This window comes from Aeromicrobium sp. P2_G6 (assembly GCF_056403535.1).
The window spans coordinates 255,712-274,978 of the sequence record NZ_JBFUFH010000006.1 but is presented as its reverse complement, the minus strand read 5'-3'; the positions used below and the strand labels follow the sequence as shown (position 1 = coordinate 274,978).

Here is a 19,267-nt window from a genome sequence, read left to right as displayed (position 1 = left end):
CTCGTGTCCGCGCCGCCGCGGACTGCCGCTCCATGCGCAGGTGCTGGGTACGTGTTGGTTCCTAGCCGCGTGACGAGACGGCGTCGCCGATCCGTGCGGAGAACTCGACGAGGCGGTTGGAGAATCCCCACTCGTTGTCGTACCAGCCGAGCACCTTGACCTGCTTGCCGACGACCTCGGTCAACGGCGCGTCGAAGATCGAGGAGTACGGACTGCCGACGATGTCCGCGGAGACGAGGGGCGCCTCGGAGTAGTGCAGGTAGTGCTCCAGCGGCTGGGTGGTGGCGGCTTCGCGGAACGCTGCGTTGAGCTCCTCGACGCTGGCGCTCCTGCGGAGGACCGCGGTGAAATCGGTGATCGAGCCGACCGGGACAGGGACGCGCAGTGAGGCTCCGGTCAGCAGCCCGTCGAGCTCGGGGATGATCTTGCCGATCGTGTTCGCCGCACCTGATGACGTGGGGATGATCGAGAGCGCCGCCGCGCGCGCTCGGCGCGGGTCCGAGTGCGGCGCATCGTGCAGCCTCTGGTCGCCGGTGTAGGCGTGGATCGTCGTCATGAAACCGGATTCGATGCCGAACGAGTCGTTGAGCACCTTCGCCAGCGGGGCGAGCGAGTTCGTGGTGCAGGATCCGTTGGAAAAGATGTCGTGGCCATCTGGGTCGAGCTTGTCGTCGTTGACCCCGAGCACGAACGTCGGTACGTCGCCCTTGGCTGGCGCCGAGATGATGACCTTCTTCGCGCCGCCCTTGAGGTGGGCTGAGGCCGCGCCGCCGTCGGTGTAGCGGCCGGTGGACTCGATGACGACGTCGGCACCCGCGTCGCCCCAGGGAATCTCAGCAGGGTCGGGTTGGGCGAACACGGTGATGTCCCTGTCGCCGAGCGTGATGGTGCCGTCCTCACTCCCGACGCCGTCGAGGTGGCCGGAGATGGAGTCCCACTCGAGCAGGGTCGCCAACGTCTGGGCGTCGGTGAGGTCGTTGACCGCGACCACCTCGACGTCCGCGATGGTGGCCAGGGCAGCTCGCAGATAGCTGCGCCCGATCCGCCCGAATCCGTTGATGCCGATGCGTACCGTCATGAGTTCATCTCTCTCTGTCGCTGGTGTGGCTAGTGCTGCTGCGCGGACCCGATCCTCGAGACGGAGGCGACTATGTCGTCTGTGTCTTCTTCGCGAGGGTCGTCATCACGTGGGTGAGCGAGTTTTGAAATTTGGCGACGCCCTGCTCTTCGAGGGCGCGGCCCACGTCGCTCATGTCGACGCCAACCGCGGCCAGAGCGCGCATGTGGCCGGTGGCGGTCGCCACCTCCCGGTCGACCGTACGGTCGAGGGTGCCGTGGTCCTCGAACGCTTCGAGTGTGCGTTCGGCAAGCGTATTGATGGTGTGGGGGCCTATGAGGTTGTCAACGTAGAGCGTGTCTGGAATATCAGGATTCTTGGTCGACGTGGATGCCCAAAGTGGCCGCTGGACGCGCGCTCCTAGTCGGACCAGTCTCGCCCACCGCTCACTGGCGTGGGCTTCTTGGAACAGTCGGTAGGCGAGCTTGGCTTGCGCGACCGCGGCTTGGCCCCGCAGGGCAAGGGCTTCGTCGGTGCCGAGTTTCTCCAGGCGATCGTCTACCTCCGTGTCCACCCGACTGACGAAGAATGACGCAACACTGCGCACGGTCGAGACGTCCCCACCGCGCTGGGCGAGCTGTTCCAGACCTGACAGATGTGCCTCGAGGACCTGGCTGTAGCGCTCGAGCGAGAAGATCAGCGTCACGTTGATGTTGCGCCCTTCCGCGGTCATGGCTTGGATGGCGGGCACGCCTTCAGGTGTGGCAGGGATCTTGACCAGTAGGTTGGGCTCGCTGATGCGCTCATGCAGTTCCCGTGCGGCCGCCACAGTGCCATCGGTGTCCCGTGCTAATCCGGGTGATACCTCAATGGACACGAATCCGTCGCCACCGTCGCTGCTGTCGAACGTTGGCCGAAGGACCTTGAGGGCGTCAATGACGTCTGTCACCGCGAGGTCCCAGTACATGTTTTCGAGCGACGTGCCCGACGCGATGAGTGCTCTGATCTGGTCGTCGTAGGCATCGGATGCTTCGATCGCTGTCGCCACGATAGTGGGGTTCGCAGTCACGCCGCGGATTCCGTCTGCGACGTATCGCGCCAGAGTGCCGTCACGGAGATATGGGCGGGTCAGGTTGTCCAGCCATGCGCTCTGGCCCTGCTCCACGAACAGACGAATGAGCCTTCTCATAGGTCCACTGCCGTCCGACAATGTCTTGGCGATGGGTACGGTTGGCGGCGCGAGAGGGCTGATTCTTGATGGTGAACGAGCCGCGTGTACGCGTGGGGCGAGTCTATGATCCGCCGAGTCCCCTGGATGGGACCAGAGTCCTGGTCGACCGGCTTTGGCCTCGTGGCTTGTCCAAGGAGAAGGCGGCGATCGACGACTGGTGCAAGCAGATCGCTCCATCGACTGAGCTGCGTGTCTGGTACTCCCATGATCCGGAGAAGTTCGAGGAGTTCGGCCGCCGCTATCGCGCGGAGCTCCAAGAACCTGAGCGAGCCGCCGCGCTCGGGGATCTGCAGCGGCTCGCCCAAGACGGGGTGGTGACGTTGCTGACCGCGACGAAGCGAGCCGACATCAGTGAGGCTGCGATCATCGCCGACGTCCTCAGCCGATAGGTGGCTTCGCTCGCTGCATCGCCCGATCCGGGATCCCGCGGCCACGTCGTGTCGGCTGCTGCGCGGGGTCATTCGGGAGCCGCCGGATCGAGACCATAACGCTCTATGGCTTGTCCAGGTAGCCCGGCATGGATCATGTGTTGGCGGGCGAGGACCTCAAGGACCTCCAGGACGATCGAGGCAGCATCGACTCTGAAGTATCGCCGCAGGGCCGTTCGTGTGTCGGACATGCCGAATCCGTCGGTACCGAGGGATGCCCAGTCAGCAGGTACGAAGGGCGCGATCTGGTCGGGAACTGCGCGCATCCAGTCCGACACCGCTACTACCGGTCCCGGTCGGCCACGGAGTCGGTCGGTGACGTAGGGGACTCGTGGCCGGTCGTCCGGATGCCGACGGTTCCAGTCCTCGGTCTCGAGCGCTTCCCTTCGTAGTTCAGTCCAGGACGTCACCGACCACACGTCAGCCTCGACGCTCCAGTGCTCCCGCAGCATCGATTGGGCCTCGAGTGCCCACGGAACAGCGATCCCGGAGGCCAAGATCTGCGCTCCCACGCCGGGCCGCAAGCCGCTGTCGGTGCTCGCGGGCGAGTACAGGTGCATCCCGGCAAGGATTCCCTCGACGTCGGCATCTTCCGGTTCAGCGGGTTGCTCGATGGGCTCGTTGTAGAGGGTGAGGTAGTAGAACACGTTGGGGTCCTTTCGCTTGACGGTCCTGCCGTACATCCTGCGCAGGCCGTCCTTGACGATGTGGCCGAGCTCAAAGGCGTACGCCGCGTCGTAGGCGACACAGGCAGGGTTCGTCGATGCCAGCAGCAGAGAGTGTCCGTCCTGGTGCTGGAGGCCCTCGCCGTTGAGCGTCGTTCGGCCGGCGGTGGCGCCCAGAAGGAATCCTCGCGTCATCTGATCGGCGGCTGCCCAAAAGAGATCTCCAGTCCGCTGGAACCCGAACATCGAGTAGAAGATGTAGATCGGGATCATCGGCTCGCCGTGAGTGGCGTACGAGGTCCCGGCCGCAGTCCAGGACGCTGCGCAACCGGCCTCGGTGATGCCCTCATGCAGCAAGACCCCGGCGATGTCTTCCCGGTAGCTGAGCATCTGGTCACGATCGACGGACAGGTAGTTCTGGCCATGCGGCGAGTAGATCTTCTTGGTCGGGAACAGAGCATCCAGGCCAAACGTCCGGGCTTCGTCCGGAATGATCGGGACCAGTCGATGCCCGATTGCCGGATCCTTCATCAAGGTCTTGAGCAGGCGGACGAAGGCCATCGTCGTCGCCATCGGCTGGTGAGAACCACGAGCCATGGCCGCGAAGGCGGACTCGGCCGGCTGGGGTGGGAACACGCAGCGGCCGCGCCTCTGGGGGAGCGGACCACCCAGCTGGCGGCGACGCTCCATCATGTACTCCAGCCCCTGTGATCCCTCGGGTGGTCTGTAGTAGGGCGGGAGCTGTGGGTCGAGCTGGTCATCGTCGACCGGGATGTGCAGATGGTCGCGAAGCGCCTTCAGCTCTTCGAGGGTGAACTTCTTCATCTGGTGTGTGGAGTTCCGGCTCTCGAAGTGGGGCCCGAGACCCCACCCCTTGATGGTTTGAGCCAACACGACGGTGGGCCGGCCTCGATGGCGAAGCGCGGCGTCGTACGCGGCATACACCTTGCGGCTGTCGTGCCCACCGCGCCTCAGATTCCAGATCTCGGCATCGGTCATGTTCTTGACCAGTTCTAGGGTGCGGGGATCGTGTCCGAAGAAGTGTTCGCGTACGAACGCGCCGGACTCGCCCTTGAAGGTCTGGAAGTCACCATCCGGGGTGTGGTTCATCAGGTCGACGAGCGCGCCTTGCTTGTCCGCGCTGAGGAGCCGATCCCACTCATGTCCCCACACGACTTTGATGACGTTCCAACCGGCACCCCGGAAGTAGGACTCGAGCTCCTGGATGATCTTGCCGTTGCCCCGGACTGGACCGTCGAGGCGCTGCAGGTTGCAGTTGACGACAAATGTGAGGTTGTCGAGCCCTTCGCGGGCCGCCACGCCGAGGGCGCCGAGCGCTTCCGGTTCGTCCATCTCTCCGTCGCCGATGAACGCCCACACATGCTGACCGCTCGTGTCCTTGATGCCGCGGTCGTGAAGGTAGCGGTTGAACCGCGCCTGATAGATCGCGTTGATCGGTCCCAGTCCCATCGAGACGGTCGTGAACTCCCAGAAGTCAGGCATGAGTCGTGGATGCGGGTATGAGGGAAGCCCCCCGCCATGAGCGTGGCACGAGAGTTCCTGTCGGAAACCGTCGAGCTGGGACTCGGTGAGACGTCCCTCGAGAAACGCACGGGCATAGATCCCTGGCGAAGCATGTCCCTGGAAGTAGACCTGGTCGCCGCCGCCTTCCGCGTCGTGCCCCTGGAAGAAGTGGTTGAACCCCACCTCGAAAAGGGTGGACGTCGATGCGTATGTCGACAGGTGTCCACCCAGGCCAAGACCTGGCCGTTGCGCACGGTGGACCATGATCGCCGCGTTCCATCGGATGTAGTCGCCGATCTGACGCTCGATGTCTTCGTCTTCCTCACCTTGGAACAGGGGTTCCGCGGCTTCGGGAATCGTGTTGACGTAGTCAGAGGTCGCGTTTGCCGGCAAAGTCAGGTGACGTTCCTGCGCCCGCTGCAAGACCCGGAGCATGATGTCGCTCGCTCGGGCAGTGCCTGCGTGATCGATGACGGCGTCCAGAGAGTCCGTCCATTCGCTGGTCTCGGACGGGTCGTCGTCTCGTGGCGGACTGGCCGGGTTGGCGTTCGCTTGCCGAGGAGGCTCGACACCGGCCGTCATGATGCTCGGCCCTCAATGGTGCCGATTGGTCGCGGGCCCCTCCCTATGGATTGGCTGGAGGGGCCCGCATCGGTCCGTCCGCGACTGCGTAAGCGCGGGCGGACGACTGGGAAAAGTGGGGTGAGGAGTTGAGCTGGCATCGTGTTTCCATCTGTCTCGGATGAGTTGATCCCGAATGCTGCGGTGGATCGCTTCGATATCCACTGTGCCGTGGCCGTTCATTGCCTTCTAGGTGCAACGACGGCGAACGTTGAGGGGCGCTCGTTGCCGACCCCGGGCAACAAGGGTCGGCGAGGTCGGGGCGTCCCGGAGGGCGAGCGAAGCTTGCACGAGGGCCGCGTGAGTCAGGCATTGGGGGAAGTTGCCGAGGTGATGATGTGTTCGTGGATCCATCTCTTCGCCGTACAGCCCGACTGGACTGGCCAGCGCGATGAGGTCGCAGAACAGTGCGTTGGCTTCGGCCGTACGACCGCTGCGGGCGAGGGCTTGGACGAGCCAGAACGAACAGGGCAGAAAGGCGCCTTCAGTGCCGGGAAGGCCGTCCTGCCCAGGTGGATACCGATAGAGCAATGGGGCCCCCGCGTCGAGGTCGTGAACGATGGCGTCGATGGTTCCCCGCACCCGCAGGGAGGCGGCTGGCTCGAGCCCCAGCTGCGGCAGGATCAGCAATGCGGCGTCGATGTCGGACGACCCGTAGCTACGGGTGTAGGTGCCTCTCACCGGGTCAAAGCCAAGTCTTTGGATCTCTTCGCGGAGTGCCGACCGTTCCGTCGTCCAGCGGAGCGTACGGGCGCTTGAGGTTCGATGGTGAGCGCCGATACGAAGTACGCGGTCCAAGGCAAGCCAGGCCATCATCTTGGAATGGACGTGATGGGCGGTGTCAGCGCGGACTTCCCAGATGCCGGCATCAGGTTCCCGCCACCTGGCCGCCACAGTGTCGGCGAATCCAGACATGGTCCGCCAAGTTTCGGAGTAAAGGTGGTGTCCCGATTGGGTGAGAAGCCACGCGGCGTCGAGGACCCAGCCGTAGCCGTCAAGCTGATGCTGGTCGGCTGCCCCGTTGCCCTGCCGAACCGGTGTGCTGGCCGCATAGCCTGACCAGCCGTTCAGCTCGCGCTCGGGTGGCGGGTGCTTGCCGTGCAGGGTGAGCAGCACGGGCAGACGCGGCCGATCCAGACGGGTGGCACTGAGCAGCCACGCCATGAAGGACCGGGCTTCCTCCTGCTTGCCGACGCCCAGGAAGGCGCCGATGCCGATGCTTGCGTCACGCGGCCAGGCATAGCGGTAGTCCCAGTTCCGGCTGCCGCCGAGGAGCTCTGGCAGTGACGTCGTGGGCGCGGCAACGGGTGCGCCCGACGGGGAGTAGGTGAGCAGGCGGAGAGTCAGCAGGCTGCGCACCACGGTCTCACGTTGGGGAAGGTCGTGGTCGATGTCTCGGCACCAGGCCTGCCAGCGCAGCTCATCTGCATGAAGCTCCTGCCATGCCGTTTCGGGGTCCAGATAGACGAGTGGTTCACGATCGGCGACAGACATCACCGAGGTGAAGGGCCGGCCTGGGGTGATGGTCACAGTGTGCAGCCGACCAGGCTGGACGGCCGTACCGGACGTCGTCGCCAGCGCGATGGCGGTGGTCGACCAGTCGCAGACCAAGATCGCACCACGCTGCTGGACGCGTGGTGCGCGATGGCCTTCTCCCAGGCGAGGATCGAACGTGATGACGGCCTTCACCGGGCTGTCTTCGGCCCTCAGCTGTCGAACCAGCATGGTGGACGGCAGTAGTTTTCCGCCCACCTCGGCGACCATGCCTTCGGACAGAGTCAGCCGCCCGGACTCGGTCTTCCAGGTCGTCTCAAGGGTGACGGTGTGCGGACGATAGCCGCGACCGATGACTGGGGCGGGGTGAGCGGGGCCCAGTCGGAAGCTGCCGGCCGCAGGTCCGCCGACCAGGCGACCGAACACCGGCTGCCCGTCGAAACGGGGGATACACAGCCAGTCGATCGATCCGTCGGAGTCGACCAACGCGCCGGTGCGGGTGTCGCCGATCAGTGCATAGTCCTCGATCGGGACGTCGCGGCCCTGGTCGCTCGCGCCGATTGCCGTTTGCGACGCCGGAGCCGACGAGGGACGAGAAGGCACTGGTTAACACCTCAGCTTGCGGTGAGCAGGAGTCCCAAGGCGACGCCATAGGCGACGTGGGCAGCGAGGGTGACGAGGGGTGTCTGGGCGCCGTAGTTGAGGCCGAGCAGCCCTGGTGGCTCGAGCACGGCGGTAGAGGTTGGGCCGGCACGGTTGGACGCCATCCGCGGATGGACCCCCACCAGCATCGGAACGAGGACTGTCAAGGCGACAGCGCCATGGAGCGCGCCGAGGACGCCACCGAGCCACCAGGTCGCCTGGCCCAGGGTCGCGAAGCAAGCTGCGTATCCGAGGGCGAAGAGTTGACCGACGAAGAGGTGGATGAGGAAGCCGACGACACGTGCTCGATCCGGGTCCGGAGTGAGGACGGTGCCCAGGATCAGGGGCAGATCCAAACGGCTGATCCCGCCCAGCTGGGCGCTGATCATCAGCGCCGTCAGGGCGGTGGTGGCCAGCAGCCCAAACAACCCCCAGCCTGCCCAGTCCACGTCAGACGTCCGAGCCGAGGGAGGGCTTGATCGCGCGTACGGGCACGACATGTGCGCTCAGGAGCGACCGGCTGACGTCATCCACGTTGGTGCCCGTTCGGCGCAGTGTGGAGGAGTGGATCTGACATCTCGGCTCCATCCGTTTGGGACGAACTGATCCGATGCTGCTGCGGATCACCTCGATACCCACTGTGCGCCTGTGACTCATTGCCCTTCTAGGCCCAACAACGACGAATCTCGCAGGTCGCTCGTTGCCGACCATCAGCAAGCTGGCGCACCTTGCCGGTTCTCGGCAACGTACCCAGTCGACCTTGTCCAGCCCAGATCACTGACGGCGGGCACTGGCAGGGCCCATGGTTGAAGTGAGCCGGGACGCATCGTCTGGGTCGTTCAAGGGAGTCGATCATGTGGTCAGTCAGCGTCGCTGTGCCCGCGTCGGGGCCGGTTGTTTCGGGCGATGGGCCTACCGAGCCCAACGTCTGTTCCTGGCCGCGGAACGCCGAACCGCAACAGGTCCCGACGGACCGCAGTGCGGAGCCAACGGATCGGTCGGTCCAAGTCTTTGACTGGTTTCCGCAGGACATCGTCGAAGAGTGGGGGCTGCAGTCATTTCCTGCGAGCGACCCTCCGGCAAATTGGTGACCCACAGCCTCGGGTAGAACGGCAGCGTGGAGGCACCGAGCAGGAACGCACCGATCGAGGAGATCTCGTTGAGCGTTTGCCGCGCATCCGCTCCGAGAGCCCGGCGTTCGACCCGCACCATCCCGAGACCGCCGCGTTGGATCTGGCTCACAACCCGGGGAGACGTCACCGATCGCCGTTGCACCGGACGTCACGGGAAAGGCAGGTTCGGAACCCGACTGGCAGTGACGATCCCGCCGGTCAGTGAGCTGCGGTTTGAGAGGGCAGTTCGTGTTCGGGCCAGGCGAGCAGCTTCGCGCCGAGGACGGCCGCTTGCAGGGTGAGGCGTTGGGCTGGGTCGGTCGGATCATGTGCGGTGAGGGCGTGGACTCGAGCCAGCCGATAAGTGACCGCCCGCACTGACAGATGGAGGCGCACCGCTGCCGTCGTGGCGACGCATCCGCTGTCGAAGTAGGCCTCCAACGTGTCAAGCAAGGGCCGGGCTCCTCCGCGCGAATCGCCGAGCGGACTGAGTACCGATTGGACCAGGTCGACGATCGCCGGCTGATCGCGGAACAACACCCGGTAGATCAGAACGTCCTTGGCCTCGACGATCGGGTTGTCCAACCGCAACCGCGCCGCGGTGGTGATTCCATCCCGAGCTTCTTCATAGGAACGAGCTATGCCGTAGGCACCAGGATGTGCGCGACCCACGGCAACCCGCCACGGCGACCCGCGCCGGAGGCGGCTCAACTCCGAATGGATGAACTTGCCCAGGCCGTTGATCCCACCGGTCACGGTGCTCTGAGCTTTGTCGGCGTCGTCGGCCGGCACCAGGACAACGATGAATCGGTCTTTTGTGGTGACGAGCACGTCACGGTCGCCAAAGCGCTCCAGGACATGTCTCTCCAATGAGTTGGTGGGAGGTCCAACGGGGGAGAGCCGGCCCTCAGCCTCGGCCAGAGCAACCTGGTGGGATCGTGTGAGATCCAATCCGAACGGCTGAGCACGTTCAGCGAGTTCTCCCAGGTGGGCGTCCCCGCGGAGCAGGTCGTCGATCAGCTCGCGACGGATGGTCTCCTCGTACCGAATCATCTCGCGGCCTCTGGCTGCATGCCCCTCGGCGAACGTGGCGACCGCATCCTCGACCACCTGTAGGACAGCCTCTGCCGCTGAACGCACCGCTGCGTTATCGCGGTCGCGGATCACTGCGGGAACTTCCTCCCACACCGCTCGAGCTGCGGACAGATAGAGGTTCACTCCGTGTCCGGCAGAAACACCCATTTCAGCTGCTTGCCGCCCGAGCGCATGCACGGCGTCGAGCTGGTCGCGGGTCGGACGAACACCGGATGTGGCCGCATCGGCCAGCATGAGCAGGTAGTCCCCAAGGAGATCCTCCGTCGAGTCGTCGCCTTCGCGGCGGAGCGCCGCTGCCACCCGGGTCAACCAGTCTTCCAGCTGCCGGCTATCAAGAGCCTTCGCGGAGCGGATCCACTCATCCCTCGAGTTGCTCGGCGCATCCATACCTGCATCCGTTCGCTGGCCGTCTGGATCACATCAATTAGAGCCCTCGGTGCGAGCATCCGGCAACCAACCTCCACAGTCGCAGATGTAGGGCTTGTCACTTCAGGTAGTGCGTCGACTCCGCGCCGTGATCATGGTGCGCCTTGGCCAGTCGCGCCAGTGCGAGTGCTGCGACCAAGAGACCGAAGTCCCGCAGGGCGACGTCGTAGTAGTCCTGCAAGGTCAGGAGGTTGACGATGATCCCGGCCAGCCACAGTGCGACGACGTAGCCGCCGATGCGCGGGAGGGAGGCGACCAGAAGACCGGCCGCGACCTCGACGACACCGACCGCATACATGGCTTGGTCAGCGTTTCCGGGGACGATGTCGTTGATCCATGGAGCCAAGTAGGTCGACCAGTCGACCAAATAGTTAGTGAACTTGTCCAGCCCGAAGACGATGGGCGCAACTGTGAATACGGTCCGCAGCAGGACGAAGGCTTGTTCGGCCGGGTCCGTGCGTAAACGGTTGGCGGTGAGTGACATGTGATGTACCTCTTTCTAGGAGAACTGGGTGCGGCTGGGGAGCCTCACCAGCGCAGGAACCTGCGGAGACGATGATCCGGCGAGGGTGGTGCCGCCGCCCGGGCTGCGCGCTTCGCCGACGGCACGGTGATGACCGGGCACTGGGCCTTCTTGAGGACCGCGTGGACGGGGGAGCGACGCCACCCGAGGAGGTTGGGCGAACCGGCTTGGCTGAGAACGAGAGCGGATGACCGTTGTGAGATGCCGGCCGCGGCCTCGGCGATCGGTTCGCGAATGACATCGGTGGTGAAGTTGGTCCCGGGATTAGCTCGCCGGCTCTGCTCGACCGCTTCGCTGACGAGCAAGATGTCGTGGTCCGATGGCCACTCGCGATGACGCAGAGGTGCGGCGTGGGTGAGGGTAACGCTGGTCCCGTGCCGTTTCGCTGTGGCGGCTGCGTAGGCCAGGCAGGCTGGTGATTCGGTTACCGAGTCGACCAGGACAGCCACGGGTCCGTGGGGGGCCAGGTCAGTGCAGCTTTCCGGAATAATGACCGATGGGCACCAGGCAACGGTTGACAGTCTGGCGCTGACGCTGGAGACGATGGCGTGTTGCAGCCACCCGACGGAGCGGCGTCCGACCACGATGCAGGGCGAGTTGTGGGATAGCTGGACAAGGGTGCCGGCGGGGTCTCCGGCGCAGAGCATGGTGGCGATCTGTGTGGCGGGGGTGGCTTCGCACCGGAGCATGTCGGCGAATTCGTCCAGCACCTGGTGGCCCGCGTGGCGCAGGTCGATGTGCGATCCCTCGGTCCAGTAGTCGCTCTGGACTGGGCTGTAGGCGTGGACGAGCAGCAGGGTGCAACCCAGTGACTCTGCCTCCTGCAGCGCATAGATGGCCGCTGTGTAGGACTCCTCGGAGCCATCTATTCCGACGACGACTTCGGCCCGGCTGTCGGTGGTGCTCATGTCAGCCTCGACCGGTCGTCGCAGCGTCCTGATTTCGGTCTCGGCCAGGACCTTAGCTCGCGTGCCACCGCGACGAAGCTGGCTGTGCCACACGCGGCGGCAGCCCCCGTGGACCCGGCCCCGAGGCACATCACGGTCGCGAACATCGCTGCGATTCCCCACCACGCAGTGCTCGAACATGGTTCGGCGGCCGACGCGATCGCCGGCTGGCGGGATGGGCTCTCGTCGCTGCGGTTGAGCTCGCGCTCGATGGCCTTGAACGTCTCCTGCTCGTACTCGCTGAGCATCTCTACCTCCAGCGGCCGGCCGCTAAGAAGAACCGGCAACAAAAATATCGTAACACGATATAAATGGGAAAGGAATGGGGGACGGTCGTGTGGTGTGCTTGTCATATGGGATCTGGTGAGCAGGACGTCTCCGCGGCATTGTCCAAGGCTGATTTTGAGGAGCTTGCGCGATTCAGGTTCGCGATTCGTCGTTATCTGCGATTCAGCGAGGAAGCGGTCCGCGCCCACGGAGTGACGTCACAGCAGTACCAATTGATGCTGGCGATCAAGGGGTTCCCAGGACGTGACTGGGCGACCGTGCGCGAGCTGGCCGAACGCTTGCAGCTCCGCCACCACAGCGTCGTCGAATTGGTGAACCGCGCTCAGGGCCAAGGCTTGGTGACTCGAGGATCTGACCCCTCGGATGGCCGCGTGGCGCGGGTGACTCTGACCGCTGCCGGCGACGAGCTCATCGGACGGCTCAGCGCTTTGCACCGCGACGAGCTGAGTCGCATGGGCACAGTCTTCGACTTTCCCGTATGGGGTCAGGGTGACGACGCGTCCATGTGAGTGGCCGAGCGAGCGCGGTCTCCGGCCCGGTCGATTAGGGCATTGGTAGTGGGGCGGCGACGTCACCACAGGAACTCGGCGCCCCCACCAGCAATAGACTTTATCGTAGTACGATAGAGTTATTGCACCTGTGTAGAACTGGAGACGGACCTCATGGAGACGCCCGACGCCTTTGCCGCTGCGGCTTGCCTTGTGTGGTTTGGCATGGTGCTAGCCATCTCCTTCCTCGAGACCCCTCTGAAGTTTCGCGCCCCGGGGGTGACGATCCCCATCGGCTTGGGCATTGGCCGACTGGTGTTCCGGGCGTTGAACTGTGTGGAGGCGCTCTTGGCCGTCGTAGCTGTTGTGGCCATGCTCAACGGCACCAACTCATTGCCCGCTTCTGGCGCCATGGTCACTGCTGTCGTGTGCCTGGTGATGCAAGTCCTACTGGTGCGACCTGCACTGGGCCGGCGAACTGAATCCTTTCTGGCTGGGCACGACGCCCCCAGGTCGCACGCACATTGGACGTACGTCGGCGTCGAAGCCCTGAAAGTCGTTGCGCTGGGAACGGCTGGCGGCGTGCTGTTGGTGGCTGCCTGAGTGCGAGTGATCCGACAAGACGATCGCAGTGCCAGCATCTGACCACTCATCTGTTCGCGCAGGCCTTGGGTTGTGTCCGGGCAGCACCGGGAGTCAACGGTTGAGTCGTGAAATCCGCGGGCAATACGCGGACAAACTAGCGAATCGGATGCGTAACTGCAGGTCAGAGGGCTAATGGCGGCATCCTGCAAATCAGACGGCTCAGCCCGCGTCGACGCGTCTGCGCCGACCTTGGATGCGGCGCGATGCGCATGAACGATCCTCGGTGCGGGTATCGATGAAACCAGCGCACCTCGCCCGTCGCGCTGACGTGCAGGGGTGGCAAGCGAGTGGAGCTGTCCGAAGCACGAAAGGTGTCGGGCAATGGGACACATCGACAGGATCGCGAAGCCATGGGGGACCCGGACGCCGTACGGACCAGGGGAGTCGTGGCCCACCCGGGTTGACTCTCACCTGGCCGAAGGCGTCGACATCGACTCGGTCGACAGCTGGGCGCAGTCGGCCTCGATCCTGCACTCCAACGGGGACGCCATGGACATCGCGGTCAAGGACGGCCGCATCGTCGGGGTGCGTGGTCGGGCCGAGGATCGGGTCAATCACGGACGGCTGGGTCCCAAGGACCTCTACGGCTGGCAGGCGAACAACTCCCCGGACCGGTTGACCAGGCCGCTGATCCGGCGGGACGGTGAGCTGGTCGAGACGGACTGGGACACGGCGATGGATGCCGTGGCAAGCCGGACGAAGGAACTGCTGGAGGAGCGGGGACCGTCATCGATCGCCTTCTACACGACCGGCCAGCTGTTCCTCGAGGAGTACTACACGCTGGGTCTCATCGCCCATGGCGGCATCGGCACCAACCATGTCGACGGCAACACCCGGTTGTGCACCGCGACCGCCGCGGAGGCCTTGAAGGAGTCGTTCGGATCGGACGGCCAACCCGGCTCATACACCGACATCGACCGCGCCGACGTGATCTGTCTCTACGGCCACAACATGGCCGAGACCCAAACCGTGTTGTGGACGCGGATCCTGGACCGGTTGGCGGGACCTGATCCGCCGAAGATCGTGTGCGTTGATCCTCGCCGGACCCCGGTGGCCAACCACGCCACGATCCACCTGGCGCCTCGGCCCGGCACGAACGTGATGCTGATGAACGCGCTGCTCAGTGAGCTCCTCGAGCACGACTGGATCGACCATGAGTACGTCGAGGCGCACGCGGTTGGCTTCGCCGAGCTGCAGAAGATGCTTTCGGACTACAGCGTGGAGCGGGCCGCCGAGGTGTGCGATGTCCCGGTTGCGGACCTGCGTGAGGCGGCTCGACTGATCGGCACCTCGCAACGACTGGTGTCCACCGTGCTGCAGGGCTTCTACCAGTCCCACCAGGCGACGGCGGCTGCCGTCCAGGTCAACAACATCCACATCCTCCGGGGGATGCTCGGCAAGCCCGGTTGCGGGCTGTTGCAGATGAACGGGCAGCCGACCGCGCAGAACACCCGCGAGTGCGGCGCCGACGGTGACCTTCCGGCGTTCCGCAACTGGTCGAATGATGCCCACGTCGAGGACCTCGCCAAGGTCTGGAACGTCAACCCGATGGACATCCCGCACTACTCCGCGCCCACGCATGCGATGCAGATCATGCGTTATGTCGAGGGAGGCTCGATCCGCTTCCTCTACGTGACCGCGACCAATCCGGCGGTGTCGATGCCGGAGCTGTCGCGGATGCGGAGCATCCTGTCGCAGGAGCGGTTGTTCCTCGTCGTGCAGGACATCTTCCTGACCGAGACGGCGCAGCTGGCCGATGTCGTGCTCCCCGCCGCGACGTGGGGAGAGAAGACCGGGACGTTCACCAACGTCGACCGCACCGTCCACCTCTCGGAGAAGGCGGTCGACCCTCCGGGTGAGGCCCGCTCGGACCTGGACATCCTCGTCGACTACGCCCGCCGGCTCGATCTCCGCGACAAGGACGGTGCCCCGCTCGTCAAGTGGAGCACGCCTGAGGAGGCGTTCGAGGGTTGGAAGGAGTGCAGCCGAGGCCGACCGTGCGACTACACCGGCATCACCTACGACAAGCTCCGCGGCGGCAGCGGCATCCAGTGGCCGTGCAACGACGAGCACCCCGACGGCACCGAAAGGATCTACGTCGACGGCGCGTTCTGGTCCAGCCCGGACTATTGCGAGAGCTACGGCCGCGACATGGTCACCGGTGCGCCGGTGGAGCCGACGGAGTACAAGGCGCTGAACCCTGCGGGCAAGGCGGTCATCAAGGCGGCTGAGTTCCTGCCCCTGCACGAGCCACCGTCGGACGACTATCCGTACCAGCTCATCACCGGCCGTACGCTCTACCACTTCCACACCCGCACCAAGACCGGCCGCGCGCCTGAGCTCCAGGCGGCGGCGCCCGACGTATGGGTCGAAGCGTCGAGTGGCGACGCACAACGGGAGGGCTGGGCCGAGGGCGACCTGATCCGGATCTCGAGTCCACGTGGCCAGGTGACCGCGCGTCTTCGCGTCAGCGGCATTCGCGATGGTGTGTTGTTCCTGCCCTTCCACTACGGCTACTGGGACACCGACGCCGGGCATGAGCCGGGGGAGTCGGGACGCGCGGCGAACGAGCTGACGCTGACGGATTGGGATCCTGCGTCGAAGCAGCCGATCTTCAAGACCGCCGCAGCTGCTGCGGTCTGCATTGCGAAGGGTGACGGCGTGCCGGCGCCGGCACCGACGACGACCGGATCGCGTCCCGTCGCGGGATCCGTCCCGGACACCCGAGGGGTCGAATCGGCCATCGCGGATGAGCTGCTCCAAGACGCGGGAGGACCACGATGAGCATGGGCCGGACACTTCGCAGCCTGCACGGCAACAAGGTCGGTGCGGCGATCGAGGAGCTGCATCGCGCCGAGAACGATCTTGCCGGTGCTCTCCTGAACCTGTCAGACCAGCAGAAGGTCGACCACGAGATCTTCTATGTCGCCCGGGACATCGCGCGCTGGTCCCAGGAGCACGTCCGGCGCCTCAGCGAGGTCGGACGCGACTACGGCCTGGACCTGGACCCCGAGCCCGAGGACGAAACCGCGTTGCTGGCACGGATGGAGCAGAAGGGTTCCGAGCTGGTGGGACGCTTTCACGAACCCGGTCTTCTGCTCCTGGCGGATCTGCGCCACGTCCACCGCACCGCAGCAGGAGTCTCCCTCGACTGGGAGGTGCTCGCCCAGACCGCCCAGGCCATGAAGGACACCACGCTGCTCTCCCTTGCTCAGGAGTGCCATCCCGAGACGCTCCGCCAGATGCGCTGGGCCAACGCGAAGGTCAAGGAGACCTCTGCCCAGATCATGGTCACTGGCTGAAGCGGCGAAGGGTGAACCGAGAGGCTACTTCGGTAGGTCGACGCGGAGGAACCGGGGTCGGTAGAGGAACGGGTTGCTGCCGACCTTTCCGAGGTCAGTGTTGTTCTGGCTGTACGAGACGACGACCGAGCCGTTCTTCGGGAGCAGGTCGGGGTGTGCCAGAGGCATGTAGCGCAAGGTGCCGGACGAGGCATCAGACGGGATCTCAGCGACGGAGGGGCCCGCTGTGAAAGGTCCCGTCGGGCTCGGCGCCGACCAGATGACCAGATGCGAGCCGAGGAACTCGTCCTGCTTGCTGACGGCGTACCAACGATCACCCTGCTTGAACACGCTCAGGGTCTGCGACACGCCGCCCTCGGCCGGGATGAGGATCGCGGCCTTGGCAGCGGAGCGCTGCCAGGTGGAGCCGTCCCAATAGCGCCACTTCGACGTCGTCAGGATGTCGTCGGGGCGTACGCGCGCGACCTGCAGCGAGTAGCCGAAGACCCCCTTCTTCTGCGGGTTGGCGGTGCCGTAGAGGTAGACCCACCCGTCCTTCACCGCCGATGCGGCACCCCAGGTCGGCCGCTTGGTGCCGCCCCGGTCGACGCCGATGTCCGTGACCTCGAGCAGCTGCGGAGTCTGTCCACGCGCCACGATGAACAGCGCGATCGCCGGCCCCAGGTTCTCGAATGCGAGCTCGCCGTCGGGTGCATTGCTGCCGCGGACACGTTGCGCTGCGATCCCGACGAGGTCGTAGCCCGTACGCTGGACCCTCGCGATCGACATGGGCCAGTAGCCGACGCCGTCCGCGCGGTCAGGGATCAGTGCGCCGTGATCCGCAGGCAGGACGACGTCGGCACAGCGCTCCTGGAAGACCAGCATCGAGTTGCGTACGAACCGCTGGCCGTCGAAGGCCGGCGCTCGCAGCGTGTCGCCGAAGACCCAGAGGCGGCGGCCGTCCTGCAGGCTCACGTCGGCACCGACGTCGGCGCCCTGGAACTCCGAACCGCCGCGGACCTTGGTCGCGAGCCGGTTGAGATCCCCGACCGAGGTGATCGGGTCGATCGGGAGGCATCGCGTCTCGGCCGCGAGCTCGGCAGGCGGGGTCGGCTTGTCGCGGGCATCGGGAGCGATCGCCACGGCCGCGAACATCGCGACGGCGGCAGGCAGCGTCACGAGCCCGACGCGCAGGCGCCAGGGCAGCCGGCCGGGGATCATGGCCTCACGGTTTCACATGGCTAGTGTCAGGTGGCATGGGACGGAGGCGGGTCGTTGCGGTGCTCGCCCTTGGCTTGCTGCAGCTCGGCGTCTTGATCTCGCTGGCGCTGGCCGGGCCGTCCGACCATCCGCGGCACGCCCCGATCGGCATCGTCGCACCGCCGGTCGTCGCCACGGCACTGGTGGACCGCGCGGACACCCTCCCTGACGACTCATTCGACGCGCACGCGCTGGCCACTGCGAAGGAGGGCCGGAGCAGCGTTCGCGCAGGTCACAGCATCGCGGTGGTCGTGGTCGACCTCCGTCGCGACCAGGACACGCTCTACCTCGCCGGAGCCAACGGTGACGAGCTCAACCGTGAGGTCCGCGAACGGGTCGAGGGCATGGAGCAGTCGTTCGGGCGTGATGTCGTGGTGCGCGACCTCGTGCCGGCGCGGGACGGCGATGCCGGGCGACGCGGTGTGTACGTGATCGCCGGGCTCTGCTCGGGCCTGGGGTTCGTCGTCGCCCTGGTCGTGACCTGGCTTCGGGGTCCAACCGCGCCGACGTGGGCACTCGGAGCCCGCCGGATCGCGGTCGTCGCGGCGATCGCAGGTGCCCTCGGAGGACTGATCGCAGTCGCAGTCTCGGTCCGCTATGACGGTGGCTTCTTCACCTGGTGGGCGATCGCTGCGCTCACGGTGTTGGTCGGATCGGTGACGACCCTCGCACTGGAGAGCGTCTTCGGCGTGCTCGGGCTCGGCGTGGCGACGACCGTGTTCGTGCTTGCCGCCGCACCACTCGTACGCCTGACCCATCCGTTGCTGCTGCCGGAGCCATGGGCGACCATCACGCCCTGGCTGCCGCACGGTGCGGCGCTGGAGGCGGGAACCGGTCAGGCGTACTTCGATGGGCCAGGCGGCCGGCCGCCGCTGATCGCCATGGTGTGGATCGTGCTCTCGGTGCTGACCATGGTGGTGGCGCGCCGCGAACGAGAACGAGCCTCAGGGCCTACCCGAACAACCGCATCCCAGCCGGCAGCTCGGCGAGGACGAACTCGTCAGGGAGGATCCGGATGAACTCGCCGTCGACGTCGCCGGAGCCGGGCCGGTAGCGACTCGCGCGCTCACCCTCCGCATCGAGCCAGGCCTGCCATACGGCGAGGACGTAGTTGGCGGCGATGGGAGCAGTGACCAGTGCCAGCTGGCTGGTCGGCACGGCAGGGACACCCGGCACCGGTCGCATGTTCGGTTGACGGTGCTGGACACTCGGGTCGTTGCAGACCTGGTTCCGATGGCTGTGCCACACCGCCTCCTGCAGCGTGCGGGCCGGCTGGCTGAGGTTGCGGATCGACGCCGGGTGCTCGCCGAGGCTGCGCGCGTACGCGGCGGCCTCGGGCGTCGGTGCGTAGAGGTAGCGGCCGGCGATCGCCTCCTGCAGCCGGGCGTACTCCTCGTCGACGTCGTCGAACACGACGGCGGCGGTGTGGGTCAGGTTGCCGCGACCCATCGGACCGGTGATCCACACCGCACCACAGCGGTTGGCTGACACGGCAAGCGTTGCGATCGTGATCACGGCGGGCTCCTTGGTCAGGACGTCT

At 65.7% G+C, this 19,267-nt stretch carries 17 protein-coding genes and 1 pseudogene; 7 read left to right on the top strand and 11 right to left on the bottom strand.

The features are described from left to right. Window positions 1-61: 61 nt before the first annotated feature. The gene (gene gap / locus AC1DVU_RS19230; RefSeq protein WP_476924057.1) at window positions 62-1,078 is read right to left on the bottom strand and encodes a type I glyceraldehyde-3-phosphate dehydrogenase; all 1,017 of its coding nucleotides are present in this window, start codon (window positions 1,076-1,078) and stop codon (window positions 62-64) included. Window positions 1,079-1,148: 70 nt separating this feature from the next. Continuing rightward, complete coding sequence (gene tal, locus AC1DVU_RS19225) at window positions 1,149-2,246, bottom strand: transaldolase (protein WP_476924056.1); 1,098 nt, start codon at window positions 2,244-2,246, stop codon at window positions 1,149-1,151. 68 nt (window positions 2,247-2,314) lie between these two features. Here tal and AC1DVU_RS19220 point away from each other — a divergent pair, with 68 nt between their 5' ends. Beyond that, a complete protein-coding gene (locus tag AC1DVU_RS19220) occupies window positions 2,315-2,677 on the top strand; it encodes a DUF488 domain-containing protein (protein ID WP_476924055.1) in 363 nt (120 codons plus the stop codon). 68 nt (window positions 2,678-2,745) lie between these two features. Here the strand turns inward: AC1DVU_RS19220 and aceE are convergent, their stop codons facing one another. The 7 genes from aceE to AC1DVU_RS19185 form a co-directional block, all read right to left on the bottom strand. Beyond that, a complete protein-coding gene (gene aceE / locus AC1DVU_RS19215) occupies window positions 2,746-5,487 on the bottom strand; it encodes a pyruvate dehydrogenase (acetyl-transferring), homodimeric type (protein WP_476924054.1) in 2,742 nt (913 codons plus the stop codon). A gap of 228 nt (window positions 5,488-5,715) precedes the next feature. Further along, on the bottom strand, window positions 5,716-7,548 hold the full coding sequence (locus AC1DVU_RS19210; RefSeq protein ID WP_476924083.1) for a glycoside hydrolase family 15 protein: 1,833 nt from the start codon (window positions 7,546-7,548) through the stop codon (window positions 5,716-5,718). An 86-nt stretch (window positions 7,549-7,634) separates the two neighbouring features. Continuing rightward, window positions 7,635-8,111, bottom strand: coding sequence for a hypothetical protein (locus AC1DVU_RS19205; RefSeq protein ID WP_476924053.1), 477 nt, complete (start codon window positions 8,109-8,111; stop codon window positions 7,635-7,637). Window positions 8,112-8,993: 882 nt separating this feature from the next. After that, window positions 8,994-10,256, bottom strand: coding sequence for a PucR family transcriptional regulator (locus AC1DVU_RS19200; RefSeq protein ID WP_476924052.1), 1,263 nt, complete (start codon window positions 10,254-10,256; stop codon window positions 8,994-8,996). A gap of 97 nt (window positions 10,257-10,353) precedes the next feature. Beyond that, complete coding sequence (locus AC1DVU_RS19195) at window positions 10,354-10,779, bottom strand: hypothetical protein (RefSeq protein ID WP_476924051.1); 426 nt, start codon at window positions 10,777-10,779, stop codon at window positions 10,354-10,356. Between the two features lie 44 nt (window positions 10,780-10,823). Further along, the gene (locus AC1DVU_RS19190) at window positions 10,824-11,726 is read right to left on the bottom strand and encodes a universal stress protein (RefSeq protein WP_476924050.1); all 903 of its coding nucleotides are present in this window, start codon (window positions 11,724-11,726) and stop codon (window positions 10,824-10,826) included. Further along, the gene (locus AC1DVU_RS19185; protein ID WP_476924049.1) at window positions 11,723-12,013 is read right to left on the bottom strand and encodes a DUF3040 domain-containing protein; all 291 of its coding nucleotides are present in this window, start codon (window positions 12,011-12,013) and stop codon (window positions 11,723-11,725) included. Before AC1DVU_RS19185 ends, AC1DVU_RS19190 begins: the two co-directional genes overlap by 4 nt. A 63-nt stretch (window positions 12,014-12,076) precedes the next feature. On the opposite strand from AC1DVU_RS19185, the pseudogene AC1DVU_RS19180 reads away from it, so the two are divergent. The 5 genes and pseudogenes from AC1DVU_RS19180 to AC1DVU_RS19160 all read left to right on the top strand — a co-directional run. Further along, window positions 12,077-12,412, top strand: a pseudogene (locus AC1DVU_RS19180) (MarR family transcriptional regulator); the annotation flags it as partial. 12 nt (window positions 12,413-12,424) lie between these two features. After that, window positions 12,425-12,562 (top strand): hypothetical protein, encoded by a 138-nt coding sequence (locus tag AC1DVU_RS19175; protein ID WP_476924084.1) that lies wholly within the window; start codon window positions 12,425-12,427, stop codon window positions 12,560-12,562. Between the two features lie 153 nt (window positions 12,563-12,715). Beyond that, window positions 12,716-13,144 (top strand): hypothetical protein, encoded by a 429-nt coding sequence (locus AC1DVU_RS19170; protein WP_476924048.1) that lies wholly within the window; start codon window positions 12,716-12,718, stop codon window positions 13,142-13,144. 363 nt (window positions 13,145-13,507) lie between these two features. After that, entirely contained in the window at window positions 13,508-15,970 is a 2,463-nt protein-coding gene (locus tag AC1DVU_RS19165; protein ID WP_476924047.1) for a molybdopterin oxidoreductase family protein, read from the top strand. Between the two features lie 2 nt (window positions 15,971-15,972). Beyond that, window positions 15,973-16,488, top strand: a complete 516-nt coding sequence (locus tag AC1DVU_RS19160; protein WP_476924046.1) for a hypothetical protein — start codon at window positions 15,973-15,975, stop codon at window positions 16,486-16,488. Between the two features lie 24 nt (window positions 16,489-16,512). Here the strand turns inward: AC1DVU_RS19160 and AC1DVU_RS19155 are convergent, their stop codons facing one another. Then, the gene (locus AC1DVU_RS19155) at window positions 16,513-17,688 is read right to left on the bottom strand and encodes a DUF4185 domain-containing protein (protein WP_476924045.1); all 1,176 of its coding nucleotides are present in this window, start codon (window positions 17,686-17,688) and stop codon (window positions 16,513-16,515) included. 35 nt (window positions 17,689-17,723) lie between these two features. On the opposite strand from AC1DVU_RS19155, the gene AC1DVU_RS19150 reads away from it, so the two are divergent. Beyond that, a complete protein-coding gene (locus AC1DVU_RS19150) occupies window positions 17,724-18,746 on the top strand; it encodes a hypothetical protein (protein ID WP_476924044.1) in 1,023 nt (340 codons plus the stop codon). Here AC1DVU_RS19150 and AC1DVU_RS19145 read toward each other — a convergent pair. Beyond that, window positions 18,679-19,242, bottom strand: a complete 564-nt coding sequence (locus AC1DVU_RS19145) for a hypothetical protein (protein WP_476924043.1) — start codon at window positions 19,240-19,242, stop codon at window positions 18,679-18,681. The genes AC1DVU_RS19150 and AC1DVU_RS19145 overlap by 68 nt on opposite strands. Between the last annotated feature and the right edge of the window lie 25 nt (window positions 19,243-19,267).

Coding starts and splice junctions, on each gene's coding strand:
- gap (WP_476924057.1), bottom strand. CDS start 1,078: ATGACGGTACGCATCGGCATCAACGGATTCGGGCGGATCGGGCGCAGC.
- tal (WP_476924056.1), bottom strand. CDS start 2,246: ATGAGAAGGCTCATTCGTCTGTTCGTGGAGCAGGGCCAGAGCGCATGG.
- AC1DVU_RS19220 (WP_476924055.1), top strand. CDS start 2,315: ATGGTGAACGAGCCGCGTGTACGCGTGGGGCGAGTCTATGATCCGCCG.
- aceE (WP_476924054.1), bottom strand. CDS start 5,487: ATGACGGCCGGTGTCGAGCCTCCTCGGCAAGCGAACGCCAACCCGGCC.
- AC1DVU_RS19200 (WP_476924052.1), bottom strand. CDS start 10,256: ATGGATGCGCCGAGCAACTCGAGGGATGAGTGGATCCGCTCCGCGAAG.
- AC1DVU_RS19195 (WP_476924051.1), bottom strand. CDS start 10,779: ATGTCACTCACCGCCAACCGTTTACGCACGGACCCGGCCGAACAAGCC.
- AC1DVU_RS19190 (WP_476924050.1), bottom strand. CDS start 11,726: ATGAGCACCACCGACAGCCGGGCCGAAGTCGTCGTCGGAATAGATGGC.
- AC1DVU_RS19185 (WP_476924049.1), bottom strand. CDS start 12,013: ATGCTCAGCGAGTACGAGCAGGAGACGTTCAAGGCCATCGAGCGCGAG.
- AC1DVU_RS19170 (WP_476924048.1), top strand. CDS start 12,716: ATGGAGACGCCCGACGCCTTTGCCGCTGCGGCTTGCCTTGTGTGGTTT.
- AC1DVU_RS19165 (WP_476924047.1), top strand. CDS start 13,508: ATGGGACACATCGACAGGATCGCGAAGCCATGGGGGACCCGGACGCCG.
- AC1DVU_RS19160 (WP_476924046.1), top strand. CDS start 15,973: ATGGGCCGGACACTTCGCAGCCTGCACGGCAACAAGGTCGGTGCGGCG.
- AC1DVU_RS19155 (WP_476924045.1), bottom strand. CDS start 17,688: ATGATCCCCGGCCGGCTGCCCTGGCGCCTGCGCGTCGGGCTCGTGACG.
- AC1DVU_RS19150 (WP_476924044.1), top strand. CDS start 17,724: ATGGGACGGAGGCGGGTCGTTGCGGTGCTCGCCCTTGGCTTGCTGCAG.